This window comes from Paraburkholderia sp. BR10141 (assembly GCF_056155635.1).
The window spans coordinates 32,564-56,885 of sequence record NZ_JBMIQH010000018.1; the positions used below are offsets into that span (position 1 = coordinate 32,564).

22 protein-coding genes are annotated in these 24,322 nt (G+C 67.3%); 11 read left to right on the forward strand and 11 right to left on the reverse strand.

The window, feature by feature from the left end; translation table 11 throughout:
- Positions 1-2: 2 nt before the first annotated feature.
- Positions 3-1,106: a saccharopine dehydrogenase family protein gene (locus tag ACOJB8_RS23640; protein ID WP_342945783.1), complete on the reverse strand. Its 1,104-nt coding sequence runs from the start codon at positions 1,104-1,106 to the stop codon at positions 3-5.
- 209 nt (positions 1,107-1,315) lie between these two features.
- Positions 1,316-1,780, reverse strand: a complete 465-nt coding sequence (locus ACOJB8_RS23645) for an Lrp/AsnC family transcriptional regulator (RefSeq protein WP_042265707.1) — start codon at positions 1,778-1,780, stop codon at positions 1,316-1,318.
- 224 nt (positions 1,781-2,004) lie between these two features.
- Between ACOJB8_RS23645 and ACOJB8_RS23650 the strand changes: the two genes are divergently transcribed.
- Positions 2,005-2,559 (forward strand): Spy/CpxP family protein refolding chaperone, encoded by a 555-nt coding sequence (locus tag ACOJB8_RS23650; RefSeq protein ID WP_069265690.1) that lies wholly within the window; start codon positions 2,005-2,007, stop codon positions 2,557-2,559.
- Between the two features lie 157 nt (positions 2,560-2,716).
- Positions 2,717-3,151: a PGDYG domain-containing protein gene (locus tag ACOJB8_RS23655; protein ID WP_475014623.1), complete on the forward strand. Its 435-nt coding sequence runs from the start codon at positions 2,717-2,719 to the stop codon at positions 3,149-3,151.
- A gap of 69 nt (positions 3,152-3,220) precedes the next feature.
- On the opposite strand, the gene ACOJB8_RS23660 is transcribed toward ACOJB8_RS23655, so the two are convergent.
- From ACOJB8_RS23660 to ACOJB8_RS23695, 8 genes are all read right to left on the reverse strand, one after another.
- The gene (locus ACOJB8_RS23660; RefSeq protein WP_368617604.1) at positions 3,221-3,586 is read right to left on the reverse strand and encodes a DUF3022 domain-containing protein; all 366 of its coding nucleotides are present in this window, start codon (positions 3,584-3,586) and stop codon (positions 3,221-3,223) included.
- 33 nt (positions 3,587-3,619) lie between these two features.
- A complete protein-coding gene (locus ACOJB8_RS23665; protein WP_475014626.1) occupies positions 3,620-4,429 on the reverse strand; it encodes a YhfC family intramembrane metalloprotease in 810 nt (269 codons plus the stop codon).
- A 114-nt stretch (positions 4,430-4,543) separates the two neighbouring features.
- Positions 4,544-5,641 (reverse strand): LacI family DNA-binding transcriptional regulator, encoded by a 1,098-nt coding sequence (locus ACOJB8_RS23670; protein ID WP_475014627.1) that lies wholly within the window; start codon positions 5,639-5,641, stop codon positions 4,544-4,546.
- Complete coding sequence (locus tag ACOJB8_RS23675; RefSeq protein WP_475014629.1) at positions 5,638-6,603, reverse strand: 2-hydroxyacid dehydrogenase; 966 nt, start codon at positions 6,601-6,603, stop codon at positions 5,638-5,640. Before ACOJB8_RS23675 ends, ACOJB8_RS23670 begins: the two co-directional genes overlap by 4 nt.
- A gap of 21 nt (positions 6,604-6,624) precedes the next feature.
- Positions 6,625-7,908: an MFS transporter gene (locus ACOJB8_RS23680; protein ID WP_368605385.1), complete on the reverse strand. Its 1,284-nt coding sequence runs from the start codon at positions 7,906-7,908 to the stop codon at positions 6,625-6,627.
- Positions 7,909-8,006: 98 nt separating this feature from the next.
- Complete coding sequence (locus ACOJB8_RS23685; protein ID WP_475014632.1) at positions 8,007-8,975, reverse strand: sugar kinase; 969 nt, start codon at positions 8,973-8,975, stop codon at positions 8,007-8,009.
- A gap of 62 nt (positions 8,976-9,037) precedes the next feature.
- Positions 9,038-9,835 (reverse strand): TIM barrel protein, encoded by a 798-nt coding sequence (locus tag ACOJB8_RS23690; RefSeq protein WP_475014634.1) that lies wholly within the window; start codon positions 9,833-9,835, stop codon positions 9,038-9,040.
- Positions 9,836-9,990: 155 nt separating this feature from the next.
- Positions 9,991-10,911, reverse strand: coding sequence for a LysR family transcriptional regulator (locus tag ACOJB8_RS23695; protein WP_069265683.1), 921 nt, complete (start codon positions 10,909-10,911; stop codon positions 9,991-9,993).
- A 145-nt stretch (positions 10,912-11,056) separates the two neighbouring features.
- On the opposite strand from ACOJB8_RS23695, the gene ACOJB8_RS23700 reads away from it, so the two are divergent.
- From ACOJB8_RS23700 to ACOJB8_RS23725, 6 genes are all read left to right on the forward strand, one after another.
- Positions 11,057-12,130 carry a YeiH family protein gene (locus ACOJB8_RS23700; RefSeq protein WP_342945792.1) on the forward strand — a complete coding sequence of 358 codons (1,074 nt, stop codon included), beginning with the start codon at positions 11,057-11,059 and terminating at the stop codon, positions 12,128-12,130.
- A gap of 246 nt (positions 12,131-12,376) precedes the next feature.
- Complete coding sequence (locus ACOJB8_RS23705; protein ID WP_342945793.1) at positions 12,377-13,111, forward strand: glutathione S-transferase; 735 nt, start codon at positions 12,377-12,379, stop codon at positions 13,109-13,111.
- 160 nt (positions 13,112-13,271) lie between these two features.
- Positions 13,272-15,017, forward strand: coding sequence for a ClcB-like voltage-gated chloride channel protein (locus tag ACOJB8_RS23710; RefSeq protein ID WP_342945794.1), 1,746 nt, complete (start codon positions 13,272-13,274; stop codon positions 15,015-15,017).
- A 150-nt stretch (positions 15,018-15,167) separates the two neighbouring features.
- The gene (locus tag ACOJB8_RS23715) at positions 15,168-16,517 is read left to right on the forward strand and encodes a C45 family autoproteolytic acyltransferase/hydolase (RefSeq protein WP_475014638.1); all 1,350 of its coding nucleotides are present in this window, start codon (positions 15,168-15,170) and stop codon (positions 16,515-16,517) included.
- Positions 16,518-16,764: 247 nt separating this feature from the next.
- Positions 16,765-17,037, forward strand: coding sequence for a hypothetical protein (locus ACOJB8_RS23720; protein ID WP_069265679.1), 273 nt, complete (start codon positions 16,765-16,767; stop codon positions 17,035-17,037).
- A 247-nt stretch (positions 17,038-17,284) separates the two neighbouring features.
- Positions 17,285-17,515 (forward strand): DUF2795 domain-containing protein, encoded by a 231-nt coding sequence (locus ACOJB8_RS23725; protein WP_069265678.1) that lies wholly within the window; start codon positions 17,285-17,287, stop codon positions 17,513-17,515.
- Positions 17,516-17,549: 34 nt separating this feature from the next.
- On the opposite strand, the gene ACOJB8_RS23730 is transcribed toward ACOJB8_RS23725, so the two are convergent.
- Positions 17,550-18,167, reverse strand: a complete 618-nt coding sequence (locus tag ACOJB8_RS23730) for a TetR/AcrR family transcriptional regulator (protein WP_475014642.1) — start codon at positions 18,165-18,167, stop codon at positions 17,550-17,552.
- A 253-nt stretch (positions 18,168-18,420) separates the two neighbouring features.
- On the opposite strand from ACOJB8_RS23730, the gene ACOJB8_RS23735 reads away from it, so the two are divergent.
- The 3 genes from ACOJB8_RS23735 to ACOJB8_RS23745 are packed head-to-tail and all read left to right on the forward strand — an operon-like array spanning position 18,421 to position 24,283.
- Positions 18,421-19,557, forward strand: coding sequence for an efflux RND transporter periplasmic adaptor subunit (locus tag ACOJB8_RS23735; protein ID WP_069265676.1), 1,137 nt, complete (start codon positions 18,421-18,423; stop codon positions 19,555-19,557).
- A complete protein-coding gene (locus ACOJB8_RS23740) occupies positions 19,554-22,709 on the forward strand; it encodes an efflux RND transporter permease subunit (protein WP_475014644.1) in 3,156 nt (1,051 codons plus the stop codon). Before ACOJB8_RS23735 ends, ACOJB8_RS23740 begins: the two co-directional genes overlap by 4 nt.
- Positions 22,706-24,283 (forward strand): efflux transporter outer membrane subunit, encoded by a 1,578-nt coding sequence (locus ACOJB8_RS23745; RefSeq protein WP_475014646.1) that lies wholly within the window; start codon positions 22,706-22,708, stop codon positions 24,281-24,283. Before ACOJB8_RS23740 ends, ACOJB8_RS23745 begins: the two co-directional genes overlap by 4 nt.
- The last annotated feature ends 39 nt before the right edge of the window (positions 24,284-24,322 follow it).

Consider the following 24,322-nt stretch of genomic DNA (forward strand, 5'->3'; position numbering starts at 1 on the left):
CGTCAGGCCGCCACCTTCGCGCGGCTCTCGAGCGTCGCGCCTTCGTACACCTGACCGAAGCGGTTCGCGAGGAACTGCTGGAGCGACACCTGCTCCTGGCGCACGAACCCGGCTTGCGGCAGACGCTTTTCGCGGAACAGATCGAGCACCGCGCACATGGCGCCGGCGGTGGTGATCTGGATCGCGCTCATGGGCACGCCGCACACCGTCTTCGCGAAGATCTTGCGCGTGAACACTTCCTGCACGAGCTTGCCGTCGCGCATGCCGGTCACCGTCATGAAGATGAGCACGACGTCCTGCTCGGTTGCGGGCACCGAGCGGCGCAGGATGGACTTGAGCGTGTCGCGGTCGCTGGAAAGGCGCAGGTCTTCGAGCAGGAACTGCATGAGCGCGCGATGACCCGGATAACGCACCGACTTGTAGTCGAGCGATTCGACCTTGCCCGAAAGCGTTTCGCAGAGCGTACCCAGGCCGCCCGACGTATTGAAGGCCTCGTACTCGACGCCGTCGAGCGAGAAATGCTCGAGACCTTCGAGCGGCTGCACCCACTGCGTGCGGCTTTCGCGAATCGCTTCGCACGGCTGGCAATACTCGTTGATGAGACCGTCGACGCTCCATGTGAGGTTGTACTTGAGCGCGTTGGTGGGAAACTGCGGCAGCGCGCCTACGCGCATCTTGACGTCGCGGATCTCGGTGAAGCGGCTCGCGAGCGCATGCGCCGCTATGCCGATGAAGCCGGGCGCGAGACCACATTGCGGCATGAAGACATGATCGGCGTCGTCGGCCAGCGCGCGAATCGCGTGGGTCGCACGAACGTCTTCGGTCAGGTCGAAGTAATGGACGCCTGCGCCCTTCGCCGCCGAGGCGACGTTCACGGCAAGGTAATACGGCAGCGCGTTGATCAGCACGTCATAACCTTCCAGCGCGCCGCGCAGCGCGGCGGCGTCGCCGGAATCGACACGCGCGGTGGGAATGCCCTGCGCCGCAAGCGGCTCGAGCGATTTCGCATCGCGGTCGAACGCCGCGACTTCATAGTCGCCGCTCTCACGCAGCATGTGGGCAATCGTGTGGCCGATCAGGCCGGCGCCTGCAATTGCAACTTTCATGTGTCATCTCCTTTGGTTTTCTATGCTTGGGGATGGGCAGCGCCCGCTCAAACACAGTCTAGGGAGAGACAAATACGGTTCATAGACGCAAAACGATGCGTTTCGACCGCCATTTTCGTCATTCTGACGACCGTTCTCGTCGAAATGACGAAACCATTCATTTTCGATGGCGAATACCTCGCCGTTCGGGCCGCGGCTCAGCCCTCGATTCAGCCCGTCACCGAGCCGCGATCGACCTTGCGCGCAAGCACGATCGATGTGGTCGTGCGTTCCACGCCGGGTATGCCGCCAATCTGGTCGAGCAGATCGTTGAGGCGGTCGGGCGAATCGGCGCGCAGCCACGCCACGTAGTCGTACTCGCCGCTTACCGCGCACAGCAACTGCACTTCGGGCATTTTGCCGAGGCGCTTTTGCACATCGGGCCCATGGCGCGGCGCGATGATGAGTCCGACCCACGCCTGCAGGCTCGCGTCGAGCACATCCTGGCCGAGGCGCACGCCGTAGCCGGCGATCACCTGAGTGCGTTCGAGCCGCTCGATGCGCGCAAGCACCGTGGTGCGCGCGACGCCCAGGCGCCGTGCGAGATTCGCGACGCTTTCGCGCGCATTTTCCTGCAGCAGCGCGACGAGGCTGCGGTCGAGGTCGTCGAGTTGATCGAGGCGCGGAGGTCTCATCGGGCGGCGTCTGTATGGGAAGTCTGAACGGCGTCATTATCGCGCGCGGGTGAGCACGCCGGCGGCGCTCGCGGCGCGCAAGTCCTGCGCGACGGGTATTTCCACGCGTTTCGTTTGTAAGCAAGTGTCGCAGCCGGGGCGTCGCGAAGCGAGAACGTGGTACTAATAGCGCCTGCAGCCATTCTGGCCATGCTACCCGCTACGAAATGATTCAAGGAGTCACAATGAAGAAAGCTTTCGTCATCCTTGCCGTCTCGCTCTCGATGAGCGGCGCGTTCGCGCAAAGCGCTGCGCCGGCCGCTTCGGCAACCGCCGCGGCCGCGTCGAGCGCCGATGTGCGCGCCGCGCAGCATCAGCAGCGTGTCGAGGAGCGCATCACGTGGCTGCATACGCAGCTCAAGATCACGCCCGAGCAAGAGCCGCAATGGAAGACGTTCGCCGACACCATGCGCAGCAACGGCGAGACCATGGCGAATCTCTTCAAGCAGCGCGCGGAGAGCGAAAGCTCGCGCAACGCGCTCGACGACATGAAGCAGTATGCGCAGATCGCCCAGGCGCACGCGGACGACATGCAGAAGCTCGTCTCGGCGTTCGAGCCGCTCTACACGAGCCTCTCGCCGGAACAGAAGAAGCTCGCCGATCAGTCCTTCCGCCACGGCAATGAGCACGGCCCGTCGGGCAAGCCGGGCCATCCGAAGCACAAGGGCAAGGCCAAGCCGTCGGCAGACGACGCAGCAGCCAGCGACACCGAAGCGGCCAGCACGCCGGCCGCGCAGTAAGACGGAGTAAGGCACCCGCGAATCGGGCTGCGCGCCCATGCGTGCGCGACGGCCCGATCCAGGGTACCCTTGCGGACCGCGCGACGGCCGGGCGAAACTGCCCGGCCGTCGCTTCTTTGAAAGCCGCTTTTTGTGAAGCCCGTCCGCTGCTGCCGCCATGATTGAACTGACCCAACTCGACCTGCGTGTCGACCCCGCCGCACAGCGCGTCGTCAAGGACGAGACCGTGAGCGTCGAGTTCGCGGCCGTTGCCGGCGAGCTGATGAGCCTCGAAGGCCCGAACCGCTATGCGCCCGGCGACGCGATCATCACCGGTTCGACCGGCGATCGCTGGGTCGTCTCGCGCGACCGGTTCGATGCGAAGTACCTGCCGGCGAGCGACGCCCTCGCTCACGGCGACGCAGGCGCGTATCGCAACCACCAGGTCGTGGTGCTCGCAAGGCGCATGGACGAGCCGTTCACGCTCGTGCGTTCTGCCGGCGGCGACCGGCTTGGCGGCGTGGCCGGCGACTGGGTCATGCAATACGCACCCGGCGACTATGGCGTCGTGCAGGCCGCACGTTTCGCCAAGGTCTACAAGCTCGCCGACTGAATCTCAGCGCAACGCAAACTGGGCGCACTGCGCCCATCGCTTCAAGCCAATGCGCTTCGAGCAAGCGCTTTACGCAAATTCTTCGTCCAGCGCGATCGTCACCTCGCGCGGCACGTCTTCGCCCTTCGCGTGCTGTTCCTCGAGCGATTCGATCGTCGCCTCCACGTAGGCTCGCAACACCGCGAAGCTGCGCCCGCGCAGCCGCGGCGGCAATGCGCGATAGCGTGCGAGCGCGGCGGGTGCGATTGCCACCGTGAGCACCATGCGGCGCGCCTTCGAGCCGAAGCGCATCGCCACCCAGTGCACGACCAGTTGCGGCACGCCGTTTTCATTCGGCTCTTCGGCAAAGCGCGTCTGCTCGGGAAAGATGTCGGCGATCACGCGGGCGAGCTCGTCGAATTCGGGGCTCGCGCATTCAAACAGATAGGCTTCCATTGACGCCAGAAAAAAGAAGTGAGACGCGCGCACTTACGCCGCGCGTGCGACGCGCCGCTGCGGGCGGCACGTCCTGAAAAGCACGACGGCGACCACCACGGCCGCCGCCACATACAAACCGTCCACGGCCACGAGCGGCACGAGACGCGCCTGATACATCGCGGCAGGCACGTCGATGAGCGCGTGCACGAGGATCGCGAGCGGCAAAATCCCCTTCCATCCTGCGCGCACACCGCGCCACATCAGCACCGACAAGCCAATCTGGAACACGAACGCGGCCGTGCGCTCGAGCGCGAACACGCCCGCGAACAGCGGCGAAAGGCTAGCGAGAATCAGATGCACGCGCAAGACCGAGTCCATCGTGAGATTGGAGAGATGCTCGTCGAGATCGCCGCGATTCGCGAGCACCGCGAACACGATCCATTGCAACTGCACGAGCACGCCGACGAACCACGCCTCCGCACCCGCATGGCCGATGCCGTAGCCGAAGGCCGAGCTGTCTGCGGGCGCGTTGGACTTGCCTGCGCCGCGGCGCGCGATGAGCCGCATGGCGATATAACGCCCGACCTCCTCGCAGACGCCCGCCGCGAGCGCGCCGTACAGCACGAAGAAAACGGGGTTCGAAAGGACCTGCGCGACGGCGGCGTTGCCGTGCAGCATGTAGTCGTTGATGGCGCGCTCGATCACAGCCACGAACAACGCGAAGATGGCGACGCCCGTGACCGTATCGCGCCAGTCGAGCGCGAACGGCACACGCAGCCGGCGATACAGCGATACGGGCAAGGCGGCGACAAACAGCGTCGCGAGCGATAGGCAGACGAGCGTGATCGGAGCTACGGACATGGGCTTCCTTATGACGTTCGGCACGCACGCACGCGCGCCGCAGCCCGAATGATCGCAGATATCGGCGCTTGCGCGCAGCCCCGGCTGCGCGAGAGCCCCGCAATCGCGCCGTCCTCACCCCAGCGTCGAAGCCCTCACCACCAGTTCGCCCTCGAAGGCCGCCGCGCGTGCCTTGGGCGCCGCGCCCTCGATGCGCTCGTGCAGAAACTCCACCGCGCGATAGCCGATCTCGCGCGTCGGCTGGCGGATCGTCGTGATGCCGGCAAGCTCGGCCCACTCCGGATCGTCGATGACGACGAGCGCCACGCGCTGCTGCCACTGCGCGCCGAGGGCCGCTTTCAGATGCAAGGCGAGGCGCAGCGCCACCGGCGCATTGGCCGCGAACAACGCGCAACGCGCACCGCGTGCCAGCGCCTGGGCCACGTGGGTGTCGAGCGCCGCGAGCGCGGTTTGCACGGTGGCTTCGTCGTGGAGATCGAGCACGTGCGTGAGGCCGCGGGCCGCGCCCTTCGTAGCCTGCATCGACTCGCGAAACGCCGCTTCGCGCTCGCGCCGCGAACTCACCTGTTCGAACGGCTGCACGACGAACACGATGTCGTCGTAGCCGCGCGCAAGCAGATGCTCCGTGCCGAGGCGCACGGCCGCCGCGTTGTCGAGGCCGACCATGTCCGCATCGAGGCCGTCGACGGTCCGGTCGATCAGCACGGCCGGAATGCCGCCGCTGCCCACGGGTTTCAACATCGATTCGCGCACGCCGAGTGCGTTGACGATCACGCCTTCCACGCGATACGTGGTGAGCAGCTGGAGATAGCGCCGCTCCATGTCGATCTCGTTCGCCGCGTGGCAGATGAGCGGCATGTAGCCGAGCGCGTGACACGCCTCTTCCACGCCCTGCAGAATCTCCACCGAATAGGGATTGGCGAGATCGGCGATCAGCAGGCCGAGCAGACGGTTGCGGCCGCGCTTGAGCCCGCGCGCCATCTGGTTGGGGCGATAGTCGAGCCGCTCGATCGCCGCCTCGATGCGCGCGCGCAGGTCGGGCGAAAGCACACCCAGCTCGCCGTTCAGATAGCGCGAGATGCTGGTCTTGCCGGTGCCGGCTTCGCGCGCCACGTCGCTGATGGTCGCGCGGCGCGGCGCCGTGGCCGCGGCGCCCTTTTCCGCCGTATCGACGTCATGCTCGCGATCCGCGCCGCCCGCAGCCATGCTCATCGCGCGAGCACCTCGCGGTTGACGACGTTCACATCGAGCGTGCCAGCGAGCGCCGCGACGAGGTTCTCCGCTGCGCAGCGCGCCATCGCGTGACGCGTCTCGTGCGTGGCCGAGCCGATGTGCGGCAGCGCCACCACGTTCGGCATGCGCAGCAGCGGCGACGCGGGATCGATCGGCTCGCGCTCGAACACATCGAGGCCCGCGCCGTGGATCGTGCGAGCTTCGAGCGCGGCGATCAGCGCTTTTTCGTCGACGGTCGCGCCGCGCGAGGCGTTGATGAGAATCGCGCTCTTCTTCATCTTCTTCAACTGTTCCGCGCCGATGAGATGGCGCGTGGCGTCGGTGAGCGGCACCTGGAGGCACACGAAGTCCGAGCTTGCGAGCAGCTCGTCGAGTTCGACCCGGCGCGCGCCATAGTTGCGCTCGGCCGCTTCGTTCGGACTGCGGTTCGTGTAGAGCACCTTCATGTTGAAGCCGAGCGCGGCACGGCGCGCCACGGCGCCGCCGATGCGCCCGAGCCCCACGATGCCGAGCGTTTTGCCCTGCACGTCCACGCCGAATTGCGCCGGGCCGATGCTGCCCTTCCACTGGCCCGCCTTGACCCAGTCGGCCAGCTCGACCACGCGGCGCGCGCTCGCGAGGATCAACGAGAAGACAGTGTCGGCCGTCGATTCGGTCAGCACGTCGGGCGTGTGGGCGAGCACGATGCCGCGCTTGGTGAGATCGGGCACGTCGAACTGGTCGTAGCCCACGGAGATCGTCGAGAGCGCCTTCACGCGCGAACCGTCCAGCATCGCCGGTGTGATCTTCACGCTCGCGCCGATCGCGCCGTCGGCGTCTTTTAGCGCGGCGGCGAGTGCGCCGGGCTGGTCGGCATCGACGTCGATCAGTTCGGCATGCTCGCGCAGATAGTCGGCGACATCGGCGGGCAAGGCTTTGTAGACAACGATTTTCGGCTTCATAAGTGCGCTAGAAAAGAGAGGTTATTTTCCGTGAGCCGGCGATGCATAACCACGGGCGGCGGCGCGCTGCGGCTTGACGGCGAGCGTGAGGCCCACTGAAACGAGCAGCGCCGCGCTCATGAACGCATAGGATGCCGCAGGCGAGCCCGTCGCGCCATTCAGATACCCGACCACATAGGAGCCGACGAACGAGCCGAGCGCGCCCATGCTGTTGATGAGCGCCATCGCACCGCCGGCCACGTTCTTCGGCAGCAGCTCCGGCACGATCGCGAAGAACGGGCCATACGGCGCGTACATCGCCGCACCCGCCACCACGAGCAGCGCGTACGAGATCCAGAAGTGCGTCGAGCCGAGTGCGTAGGAGAGCGCGAAGGCGAGCGCGCCGACCAGCAGGAACGGCCACACGAAGGCGCGGCGATTGTCGAGCTTGTCCGACGCCCACGAGGCGGCCAGCATCGCAATGGTCGCCGCGAGATACGGCACGGCGGAGAGCCAGCCCGTTTCGACCATGCCGAGCGCCGAGCCGTTCTTCACGATAGAGGGCAGCCACAGCACGAAGCCGTACACGCCGATGCTCCAGCAGAAGTACTGCGCCGAGAGCAGCATCACGGCAGGCGTGCGGAACGCCTCGGCATAGTTGCGCACCGGCTTGATGGCGGCCTGCTCGGCGCGCATCGCGGCGTCGAGTGCGCGCTTTTCATCGTCGGAGAGCCAGTTGACTTGTGCGGGCTTGTCGCGCACGAGCAACCACCAGCACACGGCCCACAGCACAGCCGGCACGCCTTCGGCGATGAACATGTGACGCCAGCCGAAGGCATGCACGAGATAGCCCGAGACCACCGACATCCACAGCACCGTGACCGGATTGCCGAGGATCAGGAACGTGTTGGCGCGCGAGCGCTCCTTCTTCGTGAACCAGTTGCTGATGAAGATGAGCATGGCGGGCATCACGGCCGCCTCGACCACGCCGAGCACGAAACGGATCGCCATGAGCGACGGAATGTTCGTGACGACGCCCGTGAGCGCGGCGCAGCCGCCCCACAGCACGAGGCTCACGAACACGAGCGTGCGCACGCTGCGGCGCTCCGCATACACGGCGCCCGGCAGCTGGAAGAAGAAGTAGCCGAGGAAGAACAGCGCGCCGATCAGCGACGAGAGCCCCGGGCTGATGCCGAGATCGCGATTGATGCCGGCCGCCGAGGCGAAGCCGTAGTTGGCGCGGTCGAGATAGGCGAGGCTGTACGTGATGAACACGATCGGCATGATTGCCCACCAGCGGCGCGGTGCGAGCGAGGTTGAGGTCATCGGTGTCTCCAGTTGAATGGGGCTCGGTACCTGACAGTGCCGCCCTCTGGTCTCATGTTGTCTGGCGCGCCGCACTTTGCGTTGCGCCGCCTGTTCCGCTATGCGGCTGCCTGCGTTTGCGCGGCTTCGAGCGCATCGAGCTGCGCGCGCGTCGGCAAGCCTTCCGAGTCGCCGATCACCTGAACGGCCAGCGCGCCGATGCGGTTGCCGCGAGCCACGGCCGCGGCAAGCGACCGGCCCTCGAGCAGCGCGCTCACCACGCCCACGGCAAAGCCGTCGCCGGCGCCCACGGTATCGACCACGCGCTCCACGCGCTGCGCCGCGACGCGGCCCTGCTCGCCTTCGGCCGTGGCGTAGTACGCGCCCTCTGCGCCGAGCTTTACGATCACGCCGCGTGCGCCGCGCGCAAGATAGAACTGCGCGATGGCTTCCGGGTCGTCCGAACCCGTCAGCACAAGGCCTTCACCGACGCCGGGCAGTACCCAGTCGGCGAAGCTCGCGAGTTCGTTGAGCGTGCCAACCATTTCGGCTTGCGAGCCCCACAGCGTCGGGCGCAGATTCGGGTCGAACGAGATCGTGCGCCCCGCGGCGCGCATCTCGTGTGCAAGCTTGAACGCCAGTTCGCGTGAAGAGGAAGAGATGGCGGGCGCCACGCCGCTCAGGTGCAGATGGCGCGCGCCGAGCACATAGTCGGCCTGATAGTCGCGAGCCGAGAGCTTGCTCGCCGCCGAGCCGCGACGGAAATACTCGACAGCGGGATCGCTGCCGTCGTCGTTCTTCGACTTGAGCTGGAAGCCGGTCGGAAAGCGTGTGTCGGTGCTCACGCAACGCGCGTCGATGCCTTCGTGCGCGAGCACGTCGCGCACGAACTGGCCGAACGAGTCGGCCCCCACGCGGCTCATCCAGCCCACCTTGAAACCGAGGCGCGCGAGGCCGGTCGCGACATTGAGCTCCGCACCCGCCGCGCGCTTCGTGAAATGCGCGACCTGGGCGAGCGGACCCGGCTCCGTGGCGACGAACATCGCCATCGCTTCGCCGTAGGTGATGACATCGAGTGCTTCGGTCATGAGATGCGTTCCTGATGAATCGTATGGAGTCTGGTGCGCGGTTTCGAGGCTTCGCGCGGCGCTCAAGCGGCCGCGAGCCATTCGACGTAATGCGCGGCGTCTGCGTGTACGCGCGCCGGATCGAACGGAAACTCGATGCCGCGCGGCACGTGTGTCGGCAGCAGCGCGAGTGCGGCGCGGCACAGCGCGTCGTCGTCGCCCGGCGCGGCAGCGAAGCGGCGCGCGCCCTCGCCCACCACGGCCTTGCAATGGATGTATTCGACGTGCGGCGCGAGCGCGGCGGCGGCGAGCAGCGGCGGCTCGCCCGGCCATTGCCAGTTGCCGATGTCGAATGTCATCCCGATCACACCCGGCGCGCCGCCGTCGCGCAGCGCGTTGAAGAGGCCGATGAACTGGTCGAGCTTGCCACCCTGGTCGAGCTGGCCGTTCTCGACGACGACGCGCGGGCCGTTGCGCGCGTCAACGATGTCGCCCGTGCGTGCGCCCAGTGCTTCGAGCAGGCTCGCGAGGCGCGCCGCGCTGGCGTCGCCGGAGAAACCGCCCAGTTGCAGCTTCACGAAACGCGCACCGAGCGCCCGTCCCGCGGCGACCGCGGCGCCAAGCGCCGCCTCGTTTAGCGCGCCATCGTCGCCATAGAGCGCGTCCGGTGTGGACCAGACGCGCCACAACCCTTCGTCCGCAAGCGCCTTTCCGAGCGCGCGCAGCGCTTCGGGCTGCGCGTCGGCATCGTGCATCAGCTCGCGCCGCACCTCGAACGCGTGCGCGCCCGCGCGCCGCGCGAGCCGGCTCCACGCCGCGTGACCGTCACGCCAGATTGCCTGCGCCCCGAACGCGCTCGCCACGATTGCTACTTCCGCCATTGCCGTCATCCCGTTGCCTGCCGTCGCGCACTTCGTTTTTTGGAACCGGTTCCAAATCCAGCCCGAAAAAAAGCGCCTGCGCGCCGGTTAATTAGAGCGGATAGTGCGCGTTAGCCGCTTGGGCCGCCATTCTGGATTGCCCTGGGTCTGGTGGATCAGGCGCCAGGAACATCGGCGAGACACAGTTCCAGGAAGCGCTGCGCAACGCGCGAAGCCGCGCCCGCGTGCGGCACCAGGATGGAAAAGCGCCGCGCAAGCGGCTCGGGCCCAAGGCGGATCTGCCGCAAGGCGCCGTTCTCGTGACGCATCGACATGGCTGATACGAAGCCGATGCCCATACCTGCTCGCACCGCCTCCTTCACGCCCTCCACGCCCGCGATCTCCAGCGCAACGCGCATGGGCACGCCGGCGCGAGCGAACGCCCGCTCGACCACCTGGCGCACGCCCGAGCCATCCTCGCGCAGGACCAGCGGCCACTGCGCGAGCGCTCCCACCGTGATGGCCGGCATCGCGGCGGCCGTCTCCCCCTGCGCGTCGAGCTGCGACGCCAGTGCGTGAGAGCGCGGCACGATCGCGACGATTTCGTCCTCGTGCCAGGCATGCACGGCGGTATCCGGCGGCAGTTGCTCGCCCACCGGGCCCTCGATCAGCGCGATATCGACTGCGCCGAGCATGCCCACGACGTCCGTCGAATTTCCGCTCGACGTTTCGAGCTTGACCTGCGGATAGCGGCCGTGGAACTGCGCCACCAGATACGGCAGCCGGTAGCTCGCGGGCGTGGTGGTCGCGCCGATGCGCAGCGTGCCGCGCTCGAGGCCGCGCAACGCGTCGCGGTAGGTGAGCGCGTCGCGCCAGGTGTCGCGCAGGCGCGCTGCGTAGCCCGCGAGCTGTTCGCCTGTGGGCGTGAGGCGCACCCCCCGGCCGTCGCGCTGATACAGCGGCTCACCGATCTCCTCCTGCAGCAGCCGCAACTGGCCCGAAACGGCCGGCTGCGACAAATGCAGTGCCAGTGCAGCTCGACTGATATTGAGATGCTCGGCGACAGCAGCGAAAGTTATCAGTTGTTCCGGGGTCATCGGGGGAAACCATCGTGTTGTCCTATATATTACGTCACAAATCACGATTTTTCATATCGATATACCTAAATTAGGATTAGGCCATTCGATAGCGACCTGTTCGCTACCCCATTTTTCCGCCGCATCGCCCGGTAGAGAGGCCGTCATGTCTACACCCAGTCTTGCCCGCTCGTTGCCGTCCACCCGCGGGCAGCTCAACGGCGTCCTGTTCGTCGCGCTCTTCGCGGCCGCCGTCACCAGCGTCGCTTCGCTGCCCGCCATCGCCGGGCTCGGCATGAGCCCGCTGATTGTCGGCATCGTCGCGGGCGCGATTTACGGCAATGCGCTTCGCGACGGCATGCCCGAAAGCTGGGCCGCCGGCGTGAACTTCTCCGCGCGCAAGCTGCTGCGCATCGCCGTGGCGTTCTTCGGACTGCGCGTGAGCCTGCAGGAAATCGCCCAGGTCGGCGTGCCGGGGCTCGTCGAGTCGGTCGTGATCGTCGTGAGCACACTCGTGATCGGCACCTGGGTCGGCATGAAACTGCTCAAGCTCGACCGCGACACCGCCATTCTCACGGCGGCCGGCAGCGCGATCTGCGGCGCAGCGGCCGTGCTCGCCTTCGAATCCACATTGCAATCGAAGCCGCACAAGAGCGCCATGGCTGTCGGCAGCGTCGTGCTGTTCGGCACGCTTTCGATGTTCCTCTACCCGGTGCTGTTCCGCGCGGGCTGGCTGCATCTCGACACGCTCGGCGCGGGGCTCTTCTTCGGCGGCACGATTCACGAGGTCGCGCAGGTGGTGGGCGCCGCGAGCAACGTGAGCCCGGAGGCCACGCACATCGCCACCATCGTCAAGATGACGCGCGTGATGCTGCTCGTGCCTGTGCTGCTCGTGCTCGGCGTGTGGCTCAATCGCTCGGCGCGCAGCAAGGCAACGGCCGACGGCCACGCCAGCCAAGGCGGCGCGCGCAAGCTCGCGGTACCCTGGTTCGCGCTCGGTTTCCTCGCGCTCGTGATCGTCAATTCGCTCCACGTGCTGCCCGAGACGGCCACCCACGCGGTCAACACGCTCGACACCTTCGCGCTGACCATGGCGATGACGGCCCTCGGCATCGAGACGCGCGTCTCGCAGATTCGCCAGGCCGGCCCGCGGGCGCTGACCGCCGGTTTCATCATCTACCTCTGGCTGGTCGGCGGCGGTCTCGCGATCACCTGGGGCGTGCAGCGCCTGTTCGGATGACCCGGCGCCCGAGGGCCGCGCGCCCCGACCCGATCCCTTGTGCGCCGGCGCTCCCGGCCACCGGCCCCGCCTGCGGCGGGGCTGTTTGCGTTTCTGCGCGCGGCCCCCTTACGCCATCTCGCGTGCGCACGCCACACGCGAACCAGGCGCGAGCGTTGCGAGCGATACTGTGCGTTGCTGCCCGTTGCGTGGGCAGCGGCCGCGCGGGCCGTGGCGAGCACGGCCATGAACGCAAGGGGACGACCGATGGCATACGAACTCTATTACTGGGACGGTCTGCAGGGCCGGGGCGAATTCGTGCGGCTCGCGCTGGAAGAGGCGCAGGCGCCCTACGTGGACGTGGCGCGCGGCGAGAAGAAGGACGGCCTCGGCATCGGCGCGATGATGGGCGAACTGGGGAGCGACGAACCGTATCCGCCCTACGCCCCGCCCTTCCTCAAGGACGGCGACCTGATCGTGCCGCAAACCGCCAATATCCTTTTCTATCTCGGCCCGAAGCTCAAGCTCGCGCCGCGCGACGAGAGCTTGCGCATCGTCGCGAACGGCCTGCAACTGACGATCGCGGACCTCGTGACCGAAGCGCACGACACCCATCATCCGATCGCGAGCGGGCTCTACTACGAGGACCAGAAGGACGCAGCGAAGGCGCGCTCGGCGGATTTCATCGCGCATCGCATTCCGAAATTCATGAGCTATTTCGAGCGCGTGCTCGCGCAGAATCCGGAAGGCCCGCGCCACATGGTGGGCAACGCGCTCAGCTATGTCGATCTGTCGATGTTTCAGATCGTCGAGGGCCTGCGCTACGCCTTTCCAAAAGCGACGAAGCATTTCGCGGATCACTATCCGCATGTCGTCGCGCTGCGCGACGCCGTGGCCAAGCGCCCGAATATCGCCGCCTATCTCGACTCGGAGCGGCGGCTGCCGTTCAACGAAACGGGCATCTTCCGGCACTACCCCGAACTCGACCGGGCCGTGCGCTGAATGCGCGCGGGCCGAGGAAGGCGTCCGCCACCGCCTGGTTTCGTGCACGCGGCGCGCAATTGCCGCGCAGTTGCTGCATTGACCCGTTATGCTTCCCGCCGCACGTCGCGCCCTGCGCGCACGCGCGGCTTTCTTTCACCCGTAACCTGACCTGCCCGCCGTGCTGTCATTCCTGCTGAAACTGCGCACCCGCGCCCGCGATCTCTTTCGCTTGTCCGACGCCCATACGATGCTGATCTGGTCGGTCATCGTCGGCGTGGCGGGCGCGTTTGCGACCGTGATCTTTCGCGAGGGCATCGCGCATGTGCAGATGCTCTTCGCGGGCAGCGAAGGCAGCCTCGTCGAGATGGCGCGTCACCTGCCGTGGCACCGGCGCATCTGGATGCCGGCGGCAGGCGGCTTCATCGCGGGATGCCTGCTGCTGCTCGCGCGGCCCAAGGCGCCCGGCAGCAGCGGCAAGGCGATGCACGCCGACTACATCGAGGCGGTGGCGATCGGCGACGGCGTCATGCCCGTGGGCACGAGCATCTGGCGCAGCCTCTCGTCGCTCTTCACGATCGCGAGCGGCGGCTCGATCGGCCGTGAAGGCCCGATGGTGCAGCTCGCCGCCCTCGCCGCTTCGCTGATCGGCCGCTGGGTCCACTTCGATCCGTCGCGGCTGCGCCTGCTCGTCGCGTGCGGCGCGGCGGCCGGTATCACCTCGGCGTACAACGCGCCCATCGCCGGCGCCTTCTTCGTGACCGAAATCGTGCTCGGCTCCATTGTCATGGAAAGCTTCGGGCCGATCGTCGTTTCCTCCGTGGTCGCCAACATCACGATGCGCGAGTTCGCGGGCTACAAGCCGCCGTACGAGATGCCCGTGTTCCCGCCGGTGACGGGCGTCGAGGTGCTGCTCTTCGTGGCGCTCGGCCTCCTTTGCGGCGCGCTCGCCCCGCAGTTCCTCATGATGATGGCCACCGCGAAAAAGGGCTTTGGGCGCATCAACGCGCCGCTGCCCGTGCGGCTCGCGCTCGGCGGTCTGGTGGTCGGCATTCTTTCGGTGTGGACGCCCGAGGTGTGGGGCAACGGCTATAGCGTCGTGAACTCCATCCTCCATTCGCCGTGGACCTGGACGGCGCTCGCCACGGTGCTCGTTTTCAAGCTCATCGCGACGGCCGCGACGGTCGGCTCGGGCGCCGTGGGCGGTGTGTTCACGCCGACGCTCTTCATGGGCGCCGTGCTCGGCTGCCTGTTCGGCCAGGGCATGCACACGCTCTGGCCCGACGGCACCTCGGCGTCGTACGCCTACGCGATGGTGGGCATGGGCGCGTTCCTCGCGGGCGCGACCCAGGCGCCGCTCATGGCGATTCTGATGATCTTCGAGATGACGCTGAGCTATCAGGTGGTGCTGCCGCTGATGCTCTCGTGCGTCGTTGCGTATTTCGTCGCGCGCGCGATCGGCAAGGCGTCGATGTACGAAATCACGCTGCATCGCAATCGCGAGGAAGCCGAACGCATGCGCCTGCGCATGACGCAGATGCGCGAGCTGGTGCGCCCCGCGCAGACGGTCGTGCTGGAGAGCGCCACGGTGCAGGAGATGACGCGCGTATTCCTCGAATATCCGGTCAAGTACCTCTACGTGACCGACGAGACGGGGCGCTTTCTCGGCGCGGTTGCGCTCGCCGACATCACCTCGGACCTGCTGCAAAAGCGCGATACCGCGCACAAGCACGCCCGCGACTACCTGAAGCCGACGTTCGACGTGCTCACGCCCGACATGCCGCTCGCCGTCGGCCTGCAGCACTTCATGTCGTTTCAGGGCGAGCGTCTGCCCGTAGTCGAAAGCACGCGCGAGCCGACGCTCGCGGGCGTGGTGTACAAGACGTCGCTGCTCGATGCCTATCAGCGCATGAACGCGGAGCGGTAGGCTTCGCCCGCGCGCGAGGCGCGTGGCAAAGCGCAGCGGATTTTCTAGAATCTAGAGGGAAACGCGCTTCGCGGCCCGCGCTGTGCGTGCGCGCACCGTCGTGCGCACAGGGGGCCAGCGAGAATCGACGCGGGGATGACCGGAGCGAAGATGAGCGAACCCTCACTCGAAGCCGTACGCCGCGACCACGCGGGCTGGATATTCTTGCACTTGCAGGGCGAGCCGTACGACCGCGGCGAGCAGCACGGCAAATTGCTCGCCACCGAAATCCGCAATGCGATTCGCACCGCGCGCTACCTCGCGAAGTGGGACACGGGCGAGGACTTCGACACCTTCGTCGACGCCGCGATCGTGCAGTTCGCGCCGCGCCTCGACACCGAATTCGCCGACGAGATCCAGGGCATCGCCGACGGCGCCGGTCTCAAGTTCGCCGAAGTGCTCGCCTGGAACGGCTACATGGACCTGCTGCAGAGCTGGTGGCCGGTTCATGTTGCGACACAGCAAGCGCAGCCCGCGGTGCGCCCCTGGCGCGGGCGGCGCGGCCACCATTGCAGCGCCTTCATCGCGACGGGCAGCGCGACGCGCGACGGCCGCATCGTCATGGCGCACAACTCGTGGGACCGCTACGCGGCCGGCGATGCCTTCAATATCGTGTTCGACATCGTGCCCGACTCGGGGCACCGTATCCTCATGCAGGGCCTGCCCGGCTGCATCTCGAGTCTCACCGACTTCTGGATCAACGGCGCGGGCCTGATGGTGACGGAGACGACCATCTCGAACTTCGTCGGCTACCGCGCGAACGGCGCGCCTGAGTTCTATCGCTCGCGACGGGCGACGCAGTATGCGTCGAGCATTGCGCAATGGTGCGAGATGTTCGCGCAGGCGAACAACGCGGGCTATGTGAACAGCTGGCTGCTCGGCGACACCAAAACGGGCGAGATCGCGCGCTACGAACTGGGCCTGCAGCACGCGGGCTTCGAGAGCACGAAAGACGGCTTCTACAGCGGCTTCAACGCGGCCACGGACCTCAAGATCCGCAACCAGGAGTGCACCGGCGAAGCCGACGACTACACCGACGTGCGCCGCAACGGCGCGCGCCGCCTGCGCTTCATGCAACTCGCGCAGGAGCACCGCGGCGCGATCGACGCCGAACTCGCCAAGGCGATGATCGCGGACCACCACGACGTCTACCTCGAGCGTAGCGACAACCCGTGCTCGCGCACGATCTGCGGCCATCTCGAACTCGACGACGCGCGCTTCGGCGGCGCCGACCACGGGCCGTTCAACCCATGGGGCGCGAACGACGGCAAGGTGGTCGACAGCGAAATGGTGCGCGATCTGTCGTTCTGGGCGCGCTGGGGCCATCCCTGCGGCCGCCCGTTCGACGCCCAGGCGTTCATGCAGCGCCATCCGCAATGGAACTGGCTCAACGGCTATATGCGCGACCGCCCGTCGTGGCCGTGGACGCGCTTCGAAGCGCTGCGCAGGCCCTCGCCTTAATCCCGCGTAACGGCAGTGCCGGCAAAAAAGCACGCGCGTTCGAGACGTGCCGGCTCATTTCCTGCCATCATGGTATTTCCGTATGCGCGTCGCGCACATGAGCCGTCCAGGCGGCTCGTTGCGCCTTCGCGTAGCGGCGCGCCGGACCGCCCCGGCTGGCGCGGCTGCCTGCGCCGCTAACCCACGTGGCGGATGCGGTACGGCGCTTGCTGCGACCTATGGGCCGCATGAGAAAGGAGGTCGAGCGATGAAAACCTCGACACTGATGACCACCGTGCTGTTGTCGGCGTCCTGCTTCGCCGCTCCGGTACGTACCGCGCAGGACTCACCGGTCACCCCGACCAGCGCGCACATCCCGCTCGCAAGTGGACAGTCCCACGCCTACGACGCCCCCGTCGCGCCCCCGGCCCCCAACGTGCCCGCGACCGCAAACGGTCCGCAACACTGGGAGTACCTCACGCTGCCCAGGTCGCATCGGCTGGACAAGACGCTCAGCCCGGACCTGCACGAGCAGACCTGAGCCTGACCGGTACCCCCGTTTGCGAACAAGCGGCAAACCAAAGTGGCGCGCATGAGCGGCAAATGAGCAGCGCGTGCGCACGCGGCGAGGGCGTGCGAGGCGGATTGTGTATGCTTGAGGCGCGGCGCTAGCGCTGCGCGCCGCAAAGCAGACCGGGCGCGAACAGAATCTGAAAAACAAACCGCACAACAAACGAGACGACGACGCGGACCGCCAACGCCGGCCGCCCGCGCAAAGGACGCCACGCATGTCAGCCTCTCGCATTCCCGACGAACCCATCGATCTGCAATTCGCCGACGTGCTGCGCGAGGTGCGCTGGCCCGCCAACAAGGACGAACTCGTGGACGCCGCGCGCGAGGCCGGCGCGAGCAACGAGGTGCTCGGCATCCTCGACGGCATGCCCGAGCAGGATTACCAGGACGTCGCGTCCGTTACGCGGCTGATCGGCAGCAACTACGGCCCTGGCCTCGGCTCCTGACGCGCGCGCGTCGTGGGCTGGCTGCACGCCGGGCTCACGCGTCGCGGCCGAACACCACGCGCGCGAGGAAAGTCCCCAGCACGGCTTCGACGACTGGCGGCGTGACATGCTGCGGATCGGCCGTGGCGAGAAACTGCACCCCGTCGCACAGCCCCATCAGCCCGAGCGCGAGCAATTGGGGATCGAGCGGCACCGGCATGCCCGCGCGCGCCGCGAACTCCTCGATGTACACGGCAAGACTCTCGCGCTTTTCCTTCATGAAGGCGTTGTAGCGCGTGCGAAAGCGCGCGTCGCGCGCAGCCAGCAGCCTGGCTTCCGCCCACAGCAGGAAGACCTTGTTGTCCTGCGGCATGCGGCTGTAGTAGGCGAGCACGCGCGCCTCCATCTGCTCGCGCGAGACCTCGGTCTCGAAGATGGCGCGCAGGTCGGCCTGCATGGCTTCGTGATCGCGCCGCAGCAGTTCCACGAGCAGGTCCGACTTGCCCGAAAAGTTCGAGTAGAACGCGCCGCGCGTGTACCCCGCCGCGTGCGCGATGTCTTCGACGCTCGCGCCCACGAACCCTTTTTTCATGAACACGGCCTGCGCGGCGTCGAGCAGGCGCTCGCGCGTCTGGTCGCGGCTTTGTTCGCGGGTGAGTCGAATGCGCTTCATGGCGTGGGGCGTCGTTATGTATCACGGATGGACGCGAGTCTAGCACTGAAACATTCCTCGGATTCAGATTCGCACTCAGATACAAGGTTGTATTAGAATCCGGCTCATCATCCCAAGTCCGGGTCGGTGCGCGAGCCGCGCCGCGCCCGCGACTCAACGGCGGCGCAGCCGGTCCGGCGGCATTGCGGTCTGCGTGCGCACCCAGCCTATCGAGGTCCAGGTGAATCGTCGCGGTCGTGGCGCATCGAGCAGAATGCGCAGTGGTACCGGTAAGTTCAGTGCACCGTGGCGGCATGCCGCGAATGTGCTTCTCGTGCTCGGTGTGGCCGCGCTGGCTGCCTGCGGCAAGGAAAAGGAAGCCCCGCCGCAGCCGCGCCCGGTCGTCTCGATGACCGTGCACCCCGACGGCGGCGGCGTGAGCCCCGTCTATCCAGGCGATATCGAGGCGCGCAACGCCACGCCGCTTTCGTTTCGCGTGAACGGCAAGATCATCGAGCGCAGCGTGCGCCTGGGCGACAGCGTCAAGCCCGGCCAGACCCTCGCGCGGCTCGATCCTGCAGACTTCGAAAAGAACGCGGCCAGCGCGCAGGCCCAGTTCGACGCCGCGCAGCATCGCCTCGTCTTCGCGAAGCAGCAGCTCGATCGCGACACGGCCCAGTCGGCGGCCAATCTCATCGCCCGCGCGCAGCTCGAACAGACGCAGGATGCCTACGCCTCGGCCGCGGCCCAGCGCGATCAGGCGCAGCAGCAGCTCGCGCTGGCAAAGAACCAGTTGCGCTACACACAGATCGTAGCGGACCACGCGGGCGTCATCACCGCCGAAAACGCCGACACCGGCCAGAACGTGCAGGCCGGCCAGGCCGTCTACCAGCTCGCATGGAGCGGCGACGTCGACGTGGTATGCGACCTGCCAGAGCGCGCCGTGGCCGCGCTGCACACCGGCGACACCGCGCAGGTCACGCTCGGCGCCCTGCCCGGTCGCCACTACACGGCGCGCCTGCGCGAACTCGCCGCCGCGGCGGACCCGCAAAGCCGCACGTGGCGCGCGAGGCTCACGCTCGAACGTCCCGATGCCGACGTGCGTCTCGGCATGACCGCCAACGTGGCGTTCGCGGCACCGAGCGAGGCCAACGCGCCGGCCGCGTTTACCGTGCCGGCCACCGCGCTCTTCCACGACGGCGCAGCGCCCGCCATCTGGGTCGTCCACGCGCCCGACAACGTGCTGCAATTGCGGCGCGTGAACATCGCGCGCTACGACGCGCGCACGATCACCGTGGCGGGGGGATTGCAGGACGGCGAACGCATCGTGCTGCAAGGCGTCCATACCGTCCACGCGGGCGAGCAGGTACGGCCGGTGGCGCCGCTGCATCCCGAGGACTTCGCGTCATGAGCCAGACGATGGACTCGGGTCCCGGCGCCGATCACGAAGAGGGCCGCTTCAACCTGTCGGCGTGGGCACTGCGGCATCGGGCGCTCGTCACCTTTCTCGTTGTGCTGGCAACGATATTCGGCGCGCTCGCTTATACGCGTCTTGCGCAGTCGGAAGATCCGCCCTTCACGTTCCGCGTGATGGTCATCCAGACCTTCTGGCCCGGTGCGAGCGCGCGCCAGGTCGAGGACCAGGTGACGACCCGCATCGGCCGCAAGCTGCAGGAAACGCCTTATATCGACTTTCTGCGCAGCTATTCGCGGCCCGGCGAATCGCTCGTGTTCTTCACGATGAAGGACTCCGCGCCCGTGAGCGAAGTGCGTGAGACCTGGTACCAGGTACGCAAGAAGGTCGGCGACATCGCGTACACGCTGCCCCAGGGCGTGCAAGGGCCGTTCTTCAACGACGAGTTCGGCGACGTCTACACCAACATCTACGCGCTGGAGGGCGACGGCTTTTCGCCTGCGCAACTGCACGACTACGCGGACAAGCTGCGCGAGCAGCTGCTGCGCGTGCCCGACGTCGGCAAGGTCGATTATTTCGGCGATCCGCAGCAGCGCATCTACATCGAAATTCCGAACACGCAGCTCACACGCCTCGGCATCTCGCCCACGCAACTCGGCCAGGTGATCGGCGCGCAGAACAGCGTCTCCGCCGCAGGTACGCTCACGACCGCCGACGACCGCGTGTTCGTGCGCCCGAGCGGCCAGTACGAGGACCTCGAGGCGCTCGCCGATACACTGATCCGCGTGAACGACCGCACGTTTCGCCTCGGCGACATCGCGACGATCCGGCGCGGCTACGACGAGCCGCTCGCCACGCAGATGCGCTTCCAGAACCAGGCCGTGCTCGGTATCGGCCTCACGATGCAGCCGGGCGGCGACGTGATCCGTCTCGGCAAGGCGCTCGATGCGCGCGTCGAGCAGTTGCGCGCGCAACTTCCCGCGGGCCTGAGGCTCGTGGAGGTGTCGAGCATGCCCGATGCGGTCTCGCGCTCGGTGGACGACTTCGTCGAAGCCGTGGCCGAGGCCGTGGGCATCGTGCTGCTCGTGAGCCTCGTTTCGCTGGGCGTGCGCACGGGCATGGTGGTCGTCATCACCATTCCGATCGTGCTCGCCGTCACCTCGCTCGCGATGTACCTCTTCGGCATCGGTCTGCACAAGGTGTCGCTCGGCACGCTCGTGCTCGCGCTCGGCCTGCTCGTGGACGACGCCATCATTTCCGTCGAGATGATGGCGGTGAAGCTCGCGCAGGGCTGGAACCGCACGCGCGCCGCTGCATTCGCCTACACCAGCACCGCGTTCCCGATGCTGACCGGCACGCTCGTCACCGTTTCGGGTTTCCTGCCCATCGTGCTCGCGAGGTCGAGCACCGGCGAGTACACCCGCTCGATCTTCCAGGTGTCCGCCATCGCGCTGATCGCCTCGTGGTTCGCGGCCGTCGTGCTGATTCCGCTGCTGGGCTACCGGCTGTTGCCGGAGCGCAAGCCCGATCCGGATGCGGCGCACGCCGCCCATGGCGACGATCACGAGCACGAGATCTACGACACGCGTTTCTATCGGCGGCTGCGTGGCTGGATCGGCTGGTGCATCGAGCGCCATGCCATCGTGCTCGTGCTGACCATCGCGCTGTTCGTGGCCGCGCTCGCGTGCTTCAAGCTCGTGCCGCAGCAATTCTTCCCGAGTTCCGACCGGCCCGAGTTGCTCGTGGACGTGCGCCTGCCCGAAAGCGCCTCGATCGATGCGACGCTGCGCCAGACGAAGCGCCTCGAAGCGGCGATCAAGGGCCGCCCCGAGATCGACCATTTCATCGATTTCGTCGGCACCGGCGCGCCGCGTTTCTATCTGCCTCTCGATCAGCAGTTGCAGCAGCCCAATTTTGCGCAGTTCGTGATCACGACGAAGTCGGTCGAAGATCGCGAAAAGCTCGCCAGCTGGCTCGAACCGATGCTGCGCGACAAGTTCCCCGCCATCCGCACGCGCCTCTCGCGGCTCGAGAACGGGCCGCCGGTCGGCTACCCCGTGCAGTTCCGCGTGAGCGGCGACGACATTCCGACCGTGCGCGACATCGCGAACAAGGTGGCGGCGACGATGCGCGCCGATTCGCGCACCGACAACGTCAGTTTCGACTGGGACGAACCGGCGGGACGCTCGCTGCACTTCCAGATCGACCAGCAAAAGGCGCGCGCGCTCAATGTCTCGTCGCAGGACATCGCCAACTTCCTGCAGATGACGTATTCGGGCTATACCGTCACGCAGTTTCGCGAGCGCGACAAGCTCATCAGCGTCGATCTGCGCTCGCCCGCTGCCGAGCGCGTCGATCCGGCCCGCCTGCTCACGCTCGCCATGCCTACGCCCAACGGCCCGGTGCCGCTCGGAGCGCTCGGGCATCTCGCCAACGATCTGGAGTACGGCGTGATCTGGTCGCGCGACCGGCAGCCGACGATCACCGTGCAGTCCGACGTGCGAGCGGGCGCACAGGGCATCGACGTCACGCATGCGCTCGACGGCAAACTGGAGTCGATCAAGCGCGCGCTGCCGCCCGGCTACCACATCGAGGTGGGCGGCTCCGTCGAGGAAAGCGCGAAGGGCCAGGCGTCCATCTTCGCGCAGTTGCCGGTGCTCGCCATTGCCGTGCTCACGCTGCTCATGATCCAGCTGCAAAGCCTCACGCGCGTGCTGATGGTCGTGCTGACCGCGCCGCTCGGCCTGATCGGCGTGGTGATCGCCCTGCTCCTGTTCGGGCAGCCGTTCGGCTTCGTGGCCATGCTGGGCGTGATCGCCATGTTCGGGATCATCATGCGCAACTCGGTGATCCTCGTGGACCAGATCGAAACGGACATCCGCGCCGGGAACAAGCGCTTCGACGCCGTGGTGGGCGCCACGGTGCGCCGCTTCCGGCCCATCATGCTGACCGCCGCGGCCGCCGTGCTCGCGCTCATCCCGCTCTTGCGTTCGAACTTCTTCGGACCGATGGCGACGGCGCTAATGGGCGGCATCACGATTGCGACCGTGCTCACGCTGTTTTTCCTGCCCGCGGCTTACGCGGCCGCGTTCCGCGTGCGCAGCAGCGAGACTGACGAGACCGGCACGACGCCGGAACAGGCATCATGAAGACGGATTCTTGGACATTGGCGTCGGGCCCGCGTGCAACGGCGCGTTCGCCCGCAACACGTTTTCCGCACGCGCCCGGCTTGCTCGCCGCATGCGCCGCGCTCGCGCTGGCCGGCTGCGCGATGGGACCGACCGGTGAGCCGCCCGCCATGCCGCAGCCCGAGCACTACGGTGTGCAGGCGCAACCGGCACAGACGGTCGCCGCCCAGGGCGTCGCGCAGCAGTTCGTGACGGGCGCGGAACCGGTGCCGCAATGGTGGACGCTCTACGGCTGCGACGCGCTCGATGCGCTCGTGAACGAGGGCCTCGCCAACAGCCCGAACCTCGCCGCCGCCGACCACAACCTGCAAGCGGCGCGCGAGCAGTTGCGCGGCCAGATCGGCAGCTCGCTGCTGCCGACGGTCGACGCCATCGGCATCGCGCAACGCCAGCAGCAACCCGCGATCCCACAGTTCGGCATCGACCGGCTGCAATACGCGATCTTTGCGGGCTTGATCGACGTTCGCTACACCTTCGACGTGTTCGGCGCGACCCGCCTGAACAACGCGGCGCTCGCCTCGCGCGTGAACGTGCAGGCGTTCCAGTTCGAGGCCGCGCAGCGCGCGCTCGCGGCGAACATCGTGGCAAGTGCGCTCGGCGCGGCAACGCTGCATGCGCAGATCGACACGACCGAACAGCTGATCGCGCTCGCCAATGCGCAGGCCGACGACGTGCAAAAGCGCTACGCGCTCGGCTCGGCCTCGCGCACCGATCTGCTCAGCGCGCAGCAGAGCGCGGCGTCGCTCGCGGCGAGCCTGCCGGGGCTGCGTCAGCAATGGGTCGCACAGCGCCATGCGCTCGCCGTGCTGATCGGCCGCACACCCGACCAGGCGCCGCCCGACCTCGATCTCGCCAGCCTGACCTTGCCCGCGCAGGTACCGGTAGTCATCCCTTCAGAACTCCTGAGAACCCGACCCGACATCGAAGCCGCCGAAGCCACGCTCAAGGCGGCCGCGGCGGGCGTCGGCGCCGCCACCGCGCAGATGTACCCGAGCATCACGCTTTCGGCGGCGCTCGGCCAGGGCGGCTTCAGCTGGCCGGTGGTGACTTCCGGCGCGGGCGCGCTGTGGGCGATCGGCGCTTCGCTTTCGCAGCCGATTTTCCACGGCGGCGCACTCGTTGCGCAGCGGCGTGCGGCGTTGCAGTCCTATGAGGCAGCCAACGACACCTATAAGCAAACGGTGCTCACGGCGTTCCAGGATGTCGCCGATCGTCTCGCCGCGCTCGATCACGACGCCCAGGCGCTCGACGCAGCCAGTACCTCGGCACGCACGGCCCAGGGCGTCTACGAGGACACCCACGCGCGCTACAGGTTGGGCGCGGTGCCGTGGTACGCGGTGCGCCAAAGCGAGCAGCAATGGCGTAACGCGCGGCTCGACGAAATCCGCTACCGCGGCACCCGGCTTGCCGATACGGCCGCCCTCTTCCAGGCGATGGGCAATCCGCCGGTCAACCCGGCGACGCTCGGCAGCGGGCGCGGGACGGACACGGCCGCTGCCGCATCGGACGCTGGAGCCGCCGCACAAGGCAAGTAACACTCGCGATTGTCCGGGCGTCTCGGCGTACCATGATCG

What these genes read in the sequence shown, in the direction of transcription:
- ACOJB8_RS23715 (WP_475014638.1), top strand. Translation starts at nt 15,168, where the DNA reads ATGAGCGAACCCTCACTCGAAGCCGTACGCCGCGACCACGCGGGCTGG.
- ACOJB8_RS23695 (WP_069265683.1), bottom strand. Translation starts at nt 10,911, where the DNA reads ATGACCCCGGAACAACTGATAACTTTCGCTGCTGTCGCCGAGCATCTC.
- ACOJB8_RS23665 (WP_475014626.1), bottom strand. Translation starts at nt 4,429, where the DNA reads ATGTCCGTAGCTCCGATCACGCTCGTCTGCCTATCGCTCGCGACGCTG.
- ACOJB8_RS23700 (WP_342945792.1), top strand. Translation starts at nt 11,057, where the DNA reads ATGTCTACACCCAGTCTTGCCCGCTCGTTGCCGTCCACCCGCGGGCAG.
- ACOJB8_RS23655 (WP_475014623.1), top strand. Translation starts at nt 2,717, where the DNA reads ATGATTGAACTGACCCAACTCGACCTGCGTGTCGACCCCGCCGCACAG.
- ACOJB8_RS23725 (WP_069265678.1), top strand. Translation starts at nt 17,285, where the DNA reads ATGTCAGCCTCTCGCATTCCCGACGAACCCATCGATCTGCAATTCGCC.
- ACOJB8_RS23670 (WP_475014627.1), bottom strand. Translation starts at nt 5,641, where the DNA reads ATGAGCATGGCTGCGGGCGGCGCGGATCGCGAGCATGACGTCGATACG.
- ACOJB8_RS23680 (WP_368605385.1), bottom strand. Translation starts at nt 7,908, where the DNA reads ATGACCTCAACCTCGCTCGCACCGCGCCGCTGGTGGGCAATCATGCCG.
- ACOJB8_RS23685 (WP_475014632.1), bottom strand. Translation starts at nt 8,975, where the DNA reads ATGACCGAAGCACTCGATGTCATCACCTACGGCGAAGCGATGGCGATG.
- ACOJB8_RS23640 (WP_342945783.1), bottom strand. Translation starts at nt 1,106, where the DNA reads ATGAAAGTTGCAATTGCAGGCGCCGGCCTGATCGGCCACACGATTGCC.
- ACOJB8_RS23705 (WP_342945793.1), top strand. Translation starts at nt 12,377, where the DNA reads ATGGCATACGAACTCTATTACTGGGACGGTCTGCAGGGCCGGGGCGAA.
- ACOJB8_RS23650 (WP_069265690.1), top strand. Translation starts at nt 2,005, where the DNA reads ATGAAGAAAGCTTTCGTCATCCTTGCCGTCTCGCTCTCGATGAGCGGC.
- ACOJB8_RS23720 (WP_069265679.1), top strand. Translation starts at nt 16,765, where the DNA reads ATGAAAACCTCGACACTGATGACCACCGTGCTGTTGTCGGCGTCCTGC.
- ACOJB8_RS23740 (WP_475014644.1), top strand. Translation starts at nt 19,554, where the DNA reads ATGAGCCAGACGATGGACTCGGGTCCCGGCGCCGATCACGAAGAGGGC.
- ACOJB8_RS23660 (WP_368617604.1), bottom strand. Translation starts at nt 3,586, where the DNA reads ATGGAAGCCTATCTGTTTGAATGCGCGAGCCCCGAATTCGACGAGCTC.
- ACOJB8_RS23730 (WP_475014642.1), bottom strand. Translation starts at nt 18,167, where the DNA reads ATGAAGCGCATTCGACTCACCCGCGAACAAAGCCGCGACCAGACGCGC.
- ACOJB8_RS23735 (WP_069265676.1), top strand. Translation starts at nt 18,421, where the DNA reads ATGCGCAGTGGTACCGGTAAGTTCAGTGCACCGTGGCGGCATGCCGCG.
- ACOJB8_RS23675 (WP_475014629.1), bottom strand. Translation starts at nt 6,603, where the DNA reads ATGAAGCCGAAAATCGTTGTCTACAAAGCCTTGCCCGCCGATGTCGCC.
- ACOJB8_RS23690 (WP_475014634.1), bottom strand. Translation starts at nt 9,835, where the DNA reads ATGGCGGAAGTAGCAATCGTGGCGAGCGCGTTCGGGGCGCAGGCAATC.
- ACOJB8_RS23645 (WP_042265707.1), bottom strand. Translation starts at nt 1,780, where the DNA reads ATGAGACCTCCGCGCCTCGATCAACTCGACGACCTCGACCGCAGCCTC.
- ACOJB8_RS23745 (WP_475014646.1), top strand. Translation starts at nt 22,706, where the DNA reads ATGAAGACGGATTCTTGGACATTGGCGTCGGGCCCGCGTGCAACGGCG.